8 protein-coding genes are annotated in these 12644 nt (G+C 69.4%); 1 reads left to right on the top strand and 7 read right to left on the bottom strand.

Translation table 11 applies throughout. The features are described 5' to 3' along the window. Nucleotides 1-6 precede the first annotated feature (6 nt). From CLM62_RS10320 to CLM62_RS10305, 4 genes are all read right to left on the bottom strand, one after another. Nucleotides 7-1014 carry a zinc-dependent alcohol dehydrogenase family protein gene (locus CLM62_RS10320; RefSeq protein WP_095749535.1) on the bottom strand — a complete coding sequence of 336 codons (1008 nt, stop codon included), beginning with the start codon at nt 1012-1014 and terminating at the stop codon, nt 7-9. Further along, complete coding sequence (locus CLM62_RS10315; RefSeq protein WP_095749534.1) at nt 1011-1895, bottom strand: carbohydrate ABC transporter permease; 885 nt, start codon at nt 1893-1895, stop codon at nt 1011-1013. The genes CLM62_RS10320 and CLM62_RS10315 overlap by 4 nt, the downstream gene beginning before the upstream one ends. Continuing rightward, nucleotides 1892-2854, bottom strand: coding sequence for a carbohydrate ABC transporter permease (locus tag CLM62_RS10310; protein WP_095749533.1), 963 nt, complete (start codon nt 2852-2854; stop codon nt 1892-1894). The genes CLM62_RS10315 and CLM62_RS10310 overlap by 4 nt, the downstream gene beginning before the upstream one ends. Nucleotides 2855-2933: 79 nt before the next feature. Continuing rightward, the gene (locus CLM62_RS10305; RefSeq protein ID WP_095749532.1) at nt 2934-4286 is read right to left on the bottom strand and encodes a sugar ABC transporter substrate-binding protein; all 1353 of its coding nucleotides are present in this window, start codon (nt 4284-4286) and stop codon (nt 2934-2936) included. A gap of 280 nt (nt 4287-4566) precedes the next feature. Here CLM62_RS10305 and CLM62_RS10300 point away from each other — a divergent pair, with 280 nt between their 5' ends. After that, nucleotides 4567-5568 (top strand): carbohydrate kinase, encoded by a 1002-nt coding sequence (locus CLM62_RS10300; protein WP_095749531.1) that lies wholly within the window; start codon nt 4567-4569, stop codon nt 5566-5568. Between the two features lie 58 nt (nt 5569-5626). Here the strand turns inward: CLM62_RS10300 and CLM62_RS10295 are convergent, their stop codons facing one another. From CLM62_RS10295 to CLM62_RS10285, 3 genes are all read right to left on the bottom strand, one after another. Continuing rightward, complete coding sequence (locus CLM62_RS10295) at nt 5627-7144, bottom strand: FGGY-family carbohydrate kinase (protein ID WP_095749530.1); 1518 nt, start codon at nt 7142-7144, stop codon at nt 5627-5629. A 578-nt stretch (nt 7145-7722) separates the two neighbouring features. Then, the gene (locus tag CLM62_RS10290) at nt 7723-9360 is read right to left on the bottom strand and encodes a carboxylesterase/lipase family protein (protein WP_095749529.1); all 1638 of its coding nucleotides are present in this window, start codon (nt 9358-9360) and stop codon (nt 7723-7725) included. A gap of 138 nt (nt 9361-9498) precedes the next feature. Then, entirely contained in the window at nt 9499-12540 is a 3042-nt protein-coding gene (locus tag CLM62_RS10285) for an alpha-L-rhamnosidase (protein ID WP_095749612.1), read from the bottom strand. Nucleotides 12541-12644 lie beyond the last annotated feature (104 nt).

Below are 12644 nucleotides of genomic sequence, written 5' to 3'. Positions count from 1 at the left end.
GGGCGTTCACGCGGTGGCGAGGCCGGGCTGGATCTGGATCTTGCGGCCGATGCCTGCCTGGAAGCGGGCGACTGCGTCCGGGAACGCCGCCAGGGGAAGGCGGTCACTGATGAAGACGCGCGGGTCGATGACACCGGTGGCGAAGAGGTCCGCCGCGCGTTCGAAGCTGTGCAGGACCGCCATGGAGCCGGTGATCGTGATCTCCTGGTTGTAGATCCGGTACGGCTCGATGGTGGCCCGGGCGGCGTAGTCGGCGACCCCGAACTGCAGATACGTACCGCCTTTGCCCACCCGGCCGAGGGCGTCCTGAATGGCTTTCGCGTTGCCGGTGGCGTCGACGACCAGATCCCATCCGTAGGGCGGCCGGTCGAGCTCATCGGCGGACGCGGCACCGGCCGAGCAGCCCAATTGCCATGCCGTGGCCAGGCGTTCGGCGTTGATGTCGACGACGTCGACGCTCGCGGCGCCGGTGGCCTTGGCGAGCTGGAGTATCATCAGGCCCATGGTTCCGGCGCCGTAGACGAGCACGCGGGAGGCGAGTCGGCTGCGCAGGACGTCGTAGCCGCGCACCGCGCAGGACAGCGGCTCGATCAGGGCCGCGTCCTGGACGTCCACGTGATCGGGCAGGCGTACGCAGTTGGCGACGGGCGCCACGGCGTACTCGGCGGCGGCGCCTGGGTGGGTGACGCCGATGGCAGCCCAGCGTTCGCAAAGGTTGTTGTGGCCGAGGCGGCAGTAGTGGCACTCGAAGCAGTACAGCGACGGATCCACGGCGACCTGGTCGCCGAGCGCGAGTTCGGTGACCTCGCTGCCGAGGGCCACGACCTCCCCGGCGAACTCGTGGCCGGGGATGATGGGCAGCTTCGGGGCGAACTCCCCCTGGAGGATGTGCAGATCTGTGCCGCACAGCCCGGTGGCCGCGACCTCGACGACGACCTCGCGGGGGCCGGGAGCGGGGTCTTCGACGGTGGTGAGTTCGACGCTGCCGGGCTGGGTGATGACGGCCGCCCTCACTTCACCGCTCCGAGGGAGAGGCCGCGGACGAGCTTGTCCTGGGCGGCGAAACCGGCGATGAGGACCGGCAGCGAGACCAGGGTGGCCGCCGCGCACAGCCGGGCCAGGAACAGGCCCTCGTTGGTGATGAAGCCGACCAGGAAGACCGGCGCGGTGGACGCCTTCGTCGCGGTGAGGTTCACGGCGAACATGAACTCGTTCCAGCTGAAGATGAAGCAGATCAGCGAGGTGGCGGCGAGTCCGGGCATGGCGACCGGCGCGACGACCCGCCACAGCACGGTGAGCAGGCCGGCTCCGTCGACCTCGGCCGCCTCCAGGATCTCCTTGGGGACCTCGGCGAGGAAGGAGCGCATCATCCATACCGCGATCGGCAGGTTCATGGCGGTGTAGAGGATGACCAGCGTCCACACGTTGTCCAGCATCCCGGCGTCCTTGACGATCAGGTACACCGGCAGCAGGGCGGCGATGGCGGGGAGGAACTTGGTGGACAGGAAGAAGAACATCACGTCGGTCCACTTCTCGACCGGCTTGATGGACAGCGCGTAGGCCGCCGGCACCGCCAGGGCGAGCACCAGCAGCGTCGAAAGAACACTGGCCATGACCGAGTTGAGAAGGAACGGGGTGATGTCCCGGCTGAACAGCAGCTCGTACTGGTCGAAGGTGAGCGGCGCGAACGGGGTCGGCGGGTTGGTCGCCGCGTCCGCCTCCTGGTGGAAGGAGGTGAGCACCATCCAAGCCACCGGCGCGAAGAACGCCAGCGTGGCGAGCCAGGCGACGAACGTCCACAGCGGCGACAGCTTGGGCGCACCGCCATGGTCGTCCTTACGGCGCAGGAGCTTCTTGAACCTCGCCCCGGGCGCGGCGACTGCTGCATGGGTCATCGGGAAACCTCCTCGCGGAACAGCGACGCGATGGTGCGCAGCGCGAAGGTCGCGATCACGAACGCGCCGAGGACGACGACGACACCGGCGGCGGCCGCCTCGCCGTACTCGTACTTGCGGAACATGGTCAGGTAGATCTCGTAGGGCAGGTTGGTCGTCTGCTTGCCGGGGCCACCCTGGGTGATGGTGAAGACCGCGTCGAAGGTCTGCACGACGTAGATCGTGCCGAGCAGGACGCCCAGCTCGATGTACTGGCGCAGGTGCGGCAGCGTGATGTGGCGGAAGGTCTGCAGCGCGGAGGCGCCGTCCATGCGGGCCGCCTCCAGGACGTCACCGGGCTGCGCCTGCAGCCCGGCCAGGAGGATCAGCATCATGAACGGGGTCCACTGCCAGACCAGCGACACCACGACGGCGGGCATCGGGTAGGAGGAGATCCAGTCGAGCGTGGGGCCGTTGTCCGCGCCGAACAACCGGTACACGGCGTTGAGGGTGCCGTTGAGCAGTCCGTAGTCGGGGTTGTAGATGGCGTGCTTCCACAGCAGCGCCGCCGCGACCGGCATGACCAGGAACGGGGCGATGAGCAGCGTGCGCGCCAGACCGCGGCCGGCGAAGCGGCGGTCGAGGAGCATCGCCAGACCGAGTCCGAGGATCACACTGATGATCACCACAGACGCGGTGAGCACGACGGTGTTGAGCACGGCTGTGCGCAGCCGCTCGTCGGTGAAGACGAAGGAGAAGTTGGACAGACCGACGAAGTGCCGGTCGCCCGGCCTGAGGATGTTCCACTGGAAGGTGGAGATGATCAACGTGGCCACGAAGGGCAGCTGCGTGACGACGATGGTGAAAATCAGCGCGGGCAGCAGCGGGATGCGGCGCTTCCACTTGGCGGCCGTGCCCGAGGACTTCCGGGTACGGACGGGTGGGGGTGCTGTCTTGGGGGGTGCGGTGAGCGTGGTCATGAATGGTTCCTCTGCCGGTGAAGGCCGGGGTCGGGGAAGCGGCGCCCGGCCGACTCACGGGCCGGCCGGGCGCTGAAGGTCACTTCTGGTAGTTCTTGGCGACTTCCTCGGCCAGCTTCTGGCCGTCGTCGAGCGCCTTGTCCACGCTGGTCCTGCCGGCGATGGCGGCGGAGATCTCCTGGGTCACCTTGGTGCCCAGGTCCTGGAACTCGGGGATGGCCACGTACTGGATGCCCACCGTCGGCCGGGGCTGGACGCCCGGGTTGGCCGGGTCGGCGCCCTCAATGGACTTCAGGGTGATGTCACCGAACGACCCGGCGGCCTTCTTGTACTGAGGGATCTCGTACGTGCTGGCCCGCTTGCCGGCCGGAACGCGCGACCAGCCGAGCTTCTCCCCGACCAGCCTCTCGTACTCCTTGCTGGAGGCCCACAGCATGAACTGCGAGGCGGCGTCGGCGTTCTTCGTGGTCTTGGGCATGGCCCACGACCACGCCCACAGCCAGCCGCTGCTGTCCGTCTTGACGGTCGGGGCGTAGGCGTAGCCGACGTTGCCGGCGATCTTGCTGGAGGCGGGGTCCTCCAGCGACCCGGCCGCGCTGGTCGCGTCGTACCACATGGCGACCTTCTTCTGGCTCAGCGCGTTCAGGCACTCGGTGAACCCGGCCTGCGGGGCGCCCGCCTCACCGTGCTCGCGGACCAGGTCGACGTAGAACTTCGTGGCCTCCTTGAAGCCGCCGCTGTTGACCTGGGCCTGCCAGTCCTCGGTGAACCAGGTGCCGCCGAAGGTGTTGACCATGGACGTCAGCGGCGCGCCCAGCTCACCCCAACCGGCCAGACCACGCAGGCAGATGCCCTTCATACCGGGCTCGGCGCCGTCGACCTCGGCGGCGATGTCGGCGATCTGCTGCCAGGTCGGCCGCTCGGGCACCGTGATGCCCTTCGCCTTCATGACGTCCTTGTTGTACATGAGCATGGAGGACTCGCCGTAGAACGGCAGGGCGTAGAGCTTGCCGTCCGAGCCGGTGAGCGACTGGACCATCGGCTTGAGCAGGTCGGCCTTGTCGAAGCTCTTGTCCTTGTCCGCATACGAGCCCAGGTCGTGCAGCCAGCCGTTCTTCTCCCAGATGGGCACCTCGTAGGCGCCGATGGTGGCGACGTCGTACTGGCCGGCCTGGGTGGCGATGTCCTGGGTGACTTTGTCGCGCAGCTCGTTCTCGGGAAGGATCGTGAAGTTGACCTCGATCCCGGTGTCCTTGGTGAAGTTGTCCTTGGTCAGCTTCGCGATGTCCTCCATCTGCGGGTTGCCGACCATCAGGACGTTGATGCTCTCCCCTCCGCCCGAGGACCCGCCCGCTCCGGCTCCGGAACAGGCGGTGGCGAGCAGGGCGGTGGCGGCGGCGCCGGCTATGAGGGCGTATCTGGTCGATGCCATGTGACGGGGGACCTCTCGTGCGGGTTCGCCGGGACCTCGACTGAGGCGCGGCGGGTCGAGCAGGGGTGTGGATGCGTCCTTGGGGAGTCGGGCGCGTTTCGATGGCCGAATTATTAGCAGGAGACGGCGCCGTTGTTAACACATCTTGCGAGAAAATCTCTTCGGACTTATCGTCAAGCGGTCTCTAAGGGGGCTACCGGAGTCCACCGACCAGTCCAGCTCTACAGGCCAGCCCAAGCTCTCGATCTTGCCGCCGCCGTCCCCGACCCGAGGAACCCCCATGAGCGCGAGACCGGAACCCGCAGATCAGGAACCCGCAGATCAGCCTGCCGTCGTCGTCGCCGGAGACGCGTTGGTGGACCTCACCCCCGCCCGCACGGCCGGTGGTGCCGCGGCCTTCCAGGCGCGCCCGGGCGGCTCCTGCCTCAACGTCGCCGCTGGTCTCGGCCGACTCCGAGTCCCCACGGCACTGCTCGCGCGCATCTCCGACGACCACTTCGGCGATCTCCTGCGCGCGCACCTCGCGGCATCCGGCACCCGGCTCACGCATGTGCTGCCTGCGCCCGACCCCACCACTCTCGCCGCCGTGCAGCTGCGCGAGGACGGGTCGGCCGCCTACTCCTTCCACGCGAACGGAACCGCCGACCGCGGTCTGCTCCCTGAACACCTCGTTGCACTCCCGGACGGCGGCGCGCTGCCCGCGGGGACGGCTCTGCACCTCAGGTCGCTGGGTCTGCTGCTCGAACCCCTGGCCTCCACGCTCGACGGACTGATTCGCCGGGAGGCGGGCCGGCGGCTGGTCTCTCTCGACCCCAACGTGCGGCCGGGCCTGGTCACCGACCGCGCCGCCTATCTCCGGCGATTCGCCGAGTGGGTGGCGCTCGCCGACGTGGTGAAGGCGAGCGACGAGGACGTGGCCTGGCTCCACCCGGGTGAGTCGTACGAGGCGGTGGCCGAACGCTGGCTCGCGTCAGGGGCGGGACTCGTCCTGATCACGTTCGGCTCCCAGGGCGCCTGGGCCATCGGCCGCGACGCCCGCGTCCATGTGCCGGCCCCGGCTGTCCGGGTCGTCGACACGGTCGGAGCGGGCGATGCCTTCACCGCCGGCGTGCTCGCCCATCTGCACCACACCGGCCGACTCAGCCGCGAAGGCGTCGACCACCTCGCCGCCGGCGAGCTTGCCCGGCTGCTGTCGTACGCCGTGGACATCGCGGCCGACACCTGCACGCGCGCGGGCGCCCAGCCGCCGTACCGCTACGACAGCGAGCCGACCCCCGTGTAGCGGCACCGGCCGTGCCTGGGTGCCTGTCGATCCCTCATGTCGCCGGCTCGTCCGGCACTCACTCCTGAGCCTCGGGCGCGTCCAGTCGGGCCCAGACCGGTCCGAGAGCCTCCAGCGCCTCCCGGTACACCGCATACGCCTCGTCGAGTACGGCGACCCGGTCGGGGCGGGGCTCGTGGCGCCTGAGTACGGCGGGGGTGGCGCGCGGGTCCGTCACGTCGTCGAGCAGTCCGACAGCAGTGGCCGCGAGCAAGGCTGCTCCCCGGGCAGCACTCTCCTGCACGTCGGTCACCACGACCGGCCGCCGCAGAGCGTCGGCGAACATCTGGCTCCACACCGCGCTGTGTGCGGCCCCGCCGGTCAGCCGGGCCGCCGCCCCGCTGACCGGCAGCTTCGAGCAGAGCGCGTCGACGTGCCAGCGATGATTGAGGACCACGCCTTCCATCAGAGCCCGCAGCAGGTGGCCGCGGCCGTGCCAGCCACGAAGGCCGAGGAACGTCCCGGACGCGGGATGCGGGTGCGGAGAGCCGTAGACGAACGGGTGGAACAGCACCTGCGACGGACCGTCCAGGCACGCCTCGACCTCTCGGCCGATCGCCTCGTGGATGCCGTGCCGCTGGTCGGTCGGTGCGCCGGTGACCCGCAGGAACCACTCCAGGTTCGCCACCGACGCGGGGGAGGTGGACATGGTCATCCACTGGCCCGGGCGAACGAAGTGACGGACCTGCCATCGCGGATCGACTACCGGGCGCTCGCTGATCACCTGGTTGATGCTGAACGACCCGGCGATCAGGGAGAGTTCGCCCGGGGTCGTGCCGCCGATCCCGAGCGCGGCAGCATCGACGTCATGGGCGCACGTGACGACGGGCGTGCCGGCGGTGAGCCCGGTGAGCGCCGCGGCCTCAGGGGTGACGGTTCCGCTCACCGCGTCGCAGGGCAGCACGGGCGGCAGCAGGCCGGCGAGCGCGCCGAGGCCGTACAGGTCGAGCAGCTCTGGCGAGTATCCGCCGCGCCGCATGTCGGTGAAAGAGGCACTGGCGTCCGTGGGATCGGTGGCCACCGCGCCTGTCAGTCTCAGGCGCAGCCAGTCCTTGCAGGACAGGAGCCAACGCGCCTGCCGAAGCACTCCCGGCTCGTGGCGGGCGAGCCAGGCCAGCAGGGCTGCCGGGGAGCCCGCGAAGGGCACCGTGCCCGACAACTCAAGGGCGCGGGACCAGACCGGAGCGCCCCGCCACTCCTCCAGCACCGGTTCTGCGCGCGTGTCCATTGCCACGATCCCGGCCCGGGCCGGCCGACCCCGCTCGTCGACGGCGTACAGGCCGTCTCCGTGCCCGGCCAGTCCCACCGCGGCGACGGCCCGCCCCGCGTCCGGTCCCGCCTCGGCGAGACAGGCGGCGATGGCCTGGAACGCCGTCCGCCACACCTCGTCCATGTCCCGCTCGACCCAGTGAGGCCGAGGGGTTTCCAGCGGCAGTGTGCCGCTGCCCCGCGCCACCGCTCGGCCGGTGGCGTCGAACAGCACGGCCTTGGTCACGGTGTGTCCCGCGTCGACACCGAGCAGCAATTCACGCGCCACAGCTCACACCCGCCCCGGGCCGCGAACATGGACCACCGCGGCGCACCGGCCGGACGACGCTGCCTGCGGCGACGAACCGCGCCGAACGCAGTGTCCCCGCTGCGCCGGAACCCTCGGGTTCCCGATCAGTCAACGCCGCGCCCCGTCCCGACGCACGGGCCGCACACCGATGCCTCGGCGTCGAGGTACCCGGCAGGGATGCGTCGATCACCGATGACTGGAACGCACACTGCGGTCTCCTCGCGTGCCGAAGCCACCATCCACCGAGCCGATCGTCCCATGTAGCCGGTCGGCGCGCCCTGAACGTCATCTGTCCGACGGCGTGGCCCTCTCCCCTTCCGGGAGCTGTCGGCAACCGATGCCACCAGCTCCGACCATGGTGCCGGGCAGCGGTCAGCCGAGTGGGACGCCGGTGAGCGCAGACCCGTGCGGGTCTGCGCAGTATCAAGAAGCGCTTCCTCCCGGGCGTGAACGCCCGGGGTCCCGCGATAGATCATGCTGAAGAGCGGCCGCGTTACGCGCCCCGGGTTTCCAGGGATCTCAGCAGGCCGAGTGACCGGCGACGCTGGACGGCGAGATCAGGCCTGGCTCTCCCAGAACAGCCTTTCGCTCCGGTCCGGGTCGTTGACGATCCGGCACCTGGCGTCGAGCCACATCGTGGCACGGTCGGTCAGGGTGTAAGCGGGCCATCTCGGCACGCCCGCCGCCGTGGGGCGGCCCGTGTGGGCGAAGCCGGCCCACAGTTCGCTCATGTGCCGTGCGGTCGCCAGCCGTTCCGGCGACTGATCCTTGTTGAGGATGTAGTCGAGATTCTTGTCGGTGTTGGCGAACTTGAGGTTGATGTCCGACGCGTGCGGTGAGCCGATGGGGAAGTCGGTGCCGGGCACCAGGGTCGGGCTGGGGTAGGCGAGCTGGTACATGAACACGGGCGCGGCGTGCTGCGCGCGTTTGGCCTCCGCGATCTTGATGGCGTCCCGCCAGATGGGCGAGGTGGTGATCGCGAAGTAGAGCTGTGCCGGTGTTGCGCCGGGCCGCGACGCATGGAAGGTCCGGATGACCTCGTCGAGTTCGGCGCCCTGATAGGTGCCGCTGAGCCTGCTGCGCAGTCCGGCCTCGTCGATGCTGAAGATGTCGGGCGGTCCGAACAGGCTGAAGAACACCGTTTCGTCGCGGCAGGTTCCGCACATCAGCGGCTTGTCGGCCGAGAAGGGCGGGGCGCCGTCGGCGAAGGGGTGGCGCGGGATGACGGTGCCGTCGACGAAGGCGCCGAAGCCAGGGAGCGGGCCGGGGTCGCCCCACGGCGGGGCGCCGTTCGCCGCTTCGGACTGCTGGATCTCCAGTAGCCTCGAGGCCGGGATGTCGTGGAGCCGGGGAATGTCCGCCGTGGTCAGTCCCAGTAACTCCAGCGTGCGTCTGGCCCGGGCGGTGGCACCGTCGCGGGTGGGGAAGCGCAGTGGCGCGGCCCTTTCGATCGAGGCCTTGTGGAACAGCCGCGAGGCGGCCGGCATGGTGTAGACGGCCGCGGTCTTGGCGCCGCCGCCGCTCTCGCCCCAGACCATGATGTTGTCGGGGTCGCCGCCGAAGTTCTCGATGTTCTCCCTGGTCCAGCTCAGTGCGGCGAGAATGTCCAGCATTCCCTGGTTGGCCGTGTAGTCACCGTCGGCGAGATCGCCCAGGAACAGGTAGCCCAGCAGGCCCAGCCGGTGGTTGGACTCGACCACCACCACGTCGTGTAGCTGCGCCAGGTGGGTGCCGTCCTGTCCGGTGGCTGAGCCGGAGCCGATCATGTAGCCGCCGCCGTGGTTGTAGAACATCACCGGCCGCCGCCTGCGGTCGGCGGCCGGGGTCCAGATGTTGAGGTAGAGGCAGTCTTCGGAGGGAGCTGGCATCCGGCCGTTGCCGCCTGGCCCCATCTCGCCGCCCGCCACCTGGAATGCCGGGTTGGGGAAGCTCACCGCTTCGCGTACGCCGGACCACCGCGTGGGCGGCTTCGGGGCTTTGAACCGGAGTTCGCCGAGCGGCGGCGTGGCGTAGGGCACGCCGAGGAACTTGGCGATGCCGTCCTCGCGTTTCCCGCGGACCTTGCCGTAACGGGTCGGTGCCACGACCGTGCTCCCGGCGGGCCGCGCATGTGCCGGGAAGGGCATGCTCATCGCGGCGACGACGGACAGCGAACTGCCGATCATGGCCCTGCGGTTCATTTCCGAGTCGACCATCAGGCCTCCCTCTTCGAAGAGCGCAGCGATTGCGCTCCGGACGTCCGTGAACGTGTCTTGATGCCTTTCACTTCGTGGCGCTGGGCCTCGTCTCCCACGTGACGGGAAGGGACTTGACGCCCCCTCAGGGGCTGCCCTTCACCGGAGCGTGGTGGTGATGTGGTACCGACCGGACGCCAGCCGGCAGACGTACGCGCCGTCGGTGTGGTCGATGAAGCGCACGCCCTCCGCTCGTGCCAGCGGTGTCCGTCCCTCGCGGACGGAATCGGCCGACGTCGCCGGAAGTCGCAGTAAGGCCTCGCTGTTCGCGGGTACGTCCACGTCGTACACAAGCTCCCTGCCGTCCTCCTCCAGCTTCCATTCGCTCTTGATCACGCCGTACGGCGACTCGTACGAGCCCGACACCTGCGTGATCCGGCCGGTCGGGTCGATGTGGGGTTGGAGCAGGAAGCGCTTGAAGCCGGGGCTGTCCGGGTCGCGGGCGATGCCGGCCATGTACGCGTACATCCACTCCATGATCGCGCCATAGGCGTAGTGGTTGAACGAGTTCATACCGACCGGACCGAAGCCGACGTCCTCGGCGTAGGAGTTCCACCGCTCCCAGACGGTGGTGGCACCGTTCATCACCGAGTACAGCCAGCTCGGCATCGCGTCCTGGTGCAGCAGCTTGTACGCCAGGTCCGCGCGGCCCTCGTCGGTGAGTACGGGTGTGAGGACGTTGACGCCGAGGAAGCCGACGGACAGGGTGTTCTCGGCGTACCGGACCCGGCTGCTGTTCGGGTGCGCCGACTTGTAGGCCGCGTCATTGCCGATGTTGTCCGCCAAGTGCCCTATCAGCGTGCGGCGTTGAGCCTCGGTTTCGTAGAACCCGAGCTTGAGGACCCACAGCAGGGCTGCCTGGCTGTTGTCCTCCGTCTTCTGGTCGGGGTCGGAACCCGGTTCGATCGGGGAGGCGTCGCCCAGGCTGGACTTGACCGTGGCCCGGCCGCCCTCGTCGCTCAGGTACCTGGTGATGAACGCCTGCCTGATGCGTCCGAAGAGCCGCTCGTACGCCTCTCCCTCCGCCGTCCGGCCGGTCGCGCGGGCCATCTGCGCCATCAACCGGGTGACATAGCCGTAGTAGACATCGCTCATGAGCTGGGCGCTGGTCTTCTGCAACCCCAGCCAGTCGCCGGTGAGGGAGCCCTGGCCGGCGTAGGTGTCGCCGGTCTGGTCCTGGATCCAGTCCAGGTAGCGGGTCATCGCCGGCCAGTTGTCGTCGACGATGGTCGCGTCACCGGTCATCTGCCACACGGTCCACGGCACGATGACGCCGACATCAGCCCAACCACTGCCCCCGCCGGGGAAGTTGTACCGACCGCCGGGCGCGACCCCGGTGAACTGCGCTTTGTCCGCGCCGTAGATGAGGGCGGAGTCGACGACGGTGTCCTGGAAGTGGCTGAGGAAGACGCCTGCGTCCGCGTTGTAGAGGGCGGTGGTGGCGAAGACCTGGGTGTCGCCGGTCCAGCCGAGGCGTTCGTCGCGCTGGGGGCAGTCGGTGGGCACCCAGAGGTAGTTGCCGCGCTGGCCCCAACGGATGTTGCTCGCCAACTGGTTGATGTCGGGATCGTTGGTGGTGACGGAGCCGGTCTCGCGGATCGCGGAAGTGGCGACCTTTCCGGTCAGGCCGGTGATCGTGACGGTCTGCGTGGCGGTGACGGACACGTACCGGAAGCCGTAGAAGGTCAGGGAGTCCTGATGAGTCTCCCCGCGCCGGTCGCCCTTGAGGATGTACGTGCTGGTGGCCTTGGCGCTGCGGAGGTTGGCCCGGTAGACGGAGCCCTCGGGGCCGTCCGCGCCGGCGCTGTCGTCGTTGAGCATCTCGCCGAACCTGAACTCGACCTTGGCTCCGGCCGGTCCGCGCAGGCTGTAACGGGCCACTCCGACCATGTTCTGGCCGAGGTCGAAGACGGCGGTCTCGCCGCTGGCGATCGTGACCGAGGCGGAGGCCGCCTGCGCGGGGTCGGTCACCGTCCGGGCCGGGTCCACGACGATGCGGCCCCTGCCATTGGGGCTGCCGTCCTGACCGGTCACTCCGGTGGCGACGGTGATCGACTGCGGTCGGCGGTCCCAGCAGGGCATGAAGCGCGCGGTCTCGCCCGGGTAGGCAAGGAGCTGCACGTCCGGGTACGTGTCCTCGAAGGCGACCCGTGCCACGTCCGACCAGTCGGAGACGTCGAAGCCGGACGCCGTCCAGCCCGGCAGCTCCTTGCGGGCGTCGTAGGTCTGGCCGTCGTAGATGTCGTCGGCCCGGTAAGGGCCGGTGTCGGTGGCCTTCCAGGCGCCGTCCGGGCTGGTGACGACCGTCTGCGACGAGCCGTCGGCGTACCGGATCAGCAACTTGGCCTTGAGGGCCAGGGCGTTGCCGTCGCTGGAGTAGTAGGTGCTGCCGTCGGAGGCACGGCTGTTGTACCAGCCGTTGCCGAGGACGGCGGCGAGCGTGACGGCGCGTTCCCGAGCCACGAGGTCGGTGACGTCGTAGGCCATGTAGTTGAGGCGCACGTCGTAATTGGTCCAGCCCGGGGGCAGCAGTTCGATCGTGCTGCCGCCGTCCTGCGGGACGGTGACGTGGCGTCCGTTGATGTACGCGTTGTAGACGCCGAGGGCGGAGACGTACAGGCGTGCCTCGCGGACCCGGGACCGGTTCTTCAGGGCTGCTTCGGTCCGCAGCATGGGGGCGCCGGCCAAATTGGGGGGCTTTCCCTTCATCGCGATCCACTGTGCGCCGTCCCATCCGGCGACGCCGTCGGTGGTCATCAGGCCGGTCTCGAAGGAGGCGGGGGATGCGGTGCCGACCGGGCGGCCCTCGGCGTCCCACACGGTGACGATCCAGTGGTAGCGGGTTGAAGGCCGGAGGGCCTTACCCGTGTAGCGGACGGCCACCGAGTCGGACGAGCTGACGCGGCCGCTGTTCCAGACGTCGGCACGGGCTGCGGTGAGCTTGTCCGGGGAGCTGGCGACCAGGATCTGGTAGGCGCCCTGGCTCCGCCCCCGGCCGACGGACCGCATGCGCCACCCGAAACGCGGCCGGGCGGCGTCCACGCCCAGCGGATCGGTGCGGTGTTCCACGGTCAGCCCCAGCACCGCGCCGCCCTCCGCGTGGCGCGGCGCTTCCGCCGCCGCGCTCGTTCCGCCTCCCATGGCGTCGGCCCCTACCGACACGGCGCCGACCGTCGCGGCGAGCACGGTACGACGACGGACTCCCGTTCGGTCGTCGCCGGCGCCGTGTGCAATGTGCGCTTTTT

The organism is Streptomyces sp. SA15, assembly GCF_002291145.1.
Taxonomy (GTDB): Bacteria; Actinomycetota; Actinomycetes; order Streptomycetales; family Streptomycetaceae; genus Streptomyces.
The sequence above is the reverse complement of the archived record's forward strand: the minus strand, read 5'-3'. Positions and strand labels throughout refer to the sequence as shown.

Bases quoted from the DNA above. Each gene is read 5' to 3' on its own strand.
- CLM62_RS10285 (WP_095749612.1), bottom strand. From the start codon at position 12,540: ATGGGAGGCGGAACGAGCGCGGCGGCGGAAGCGCCGCGCCACGCGGAG.
- CLM62_RS10300 (WP_095749531.1), top strand. From the start codon at position 4,567: ATGAGCGCGAGACCGGAACCCGCAGATCAGGAACCCGCAGATCAGCCT.
- CLM62_RS10315 (WP_095749534.1), bottom strand. From the start codon at position 1,895: ATGACCCATGCAGCAGTCGCCGCGCCCGGGGCGAGGTTCAAGAAGCTC.
- CLM62_RS10305 (WP_095749532.1), bottom strand. From the start codon at position 4,286: ATGGCATCGACCAGATACGCCCTCATAGCCGGCGCCGCCGCCACCGCC.
- CLM62_RS10290 (WP_095749529.1), bottom strand. From the start codon at position 9,360: ATGGTCGACTCGGAAATGAACCGCAGGGCCATGATCGGCAGTTCGCTG.
- CLM62_RS10310 (WP_095749533.1), bottom strand. From the start codon at position 2,854: ATGACCACGCTCACCGCACCCCCCAAGACAGCACCCCCACCCGTCCGT.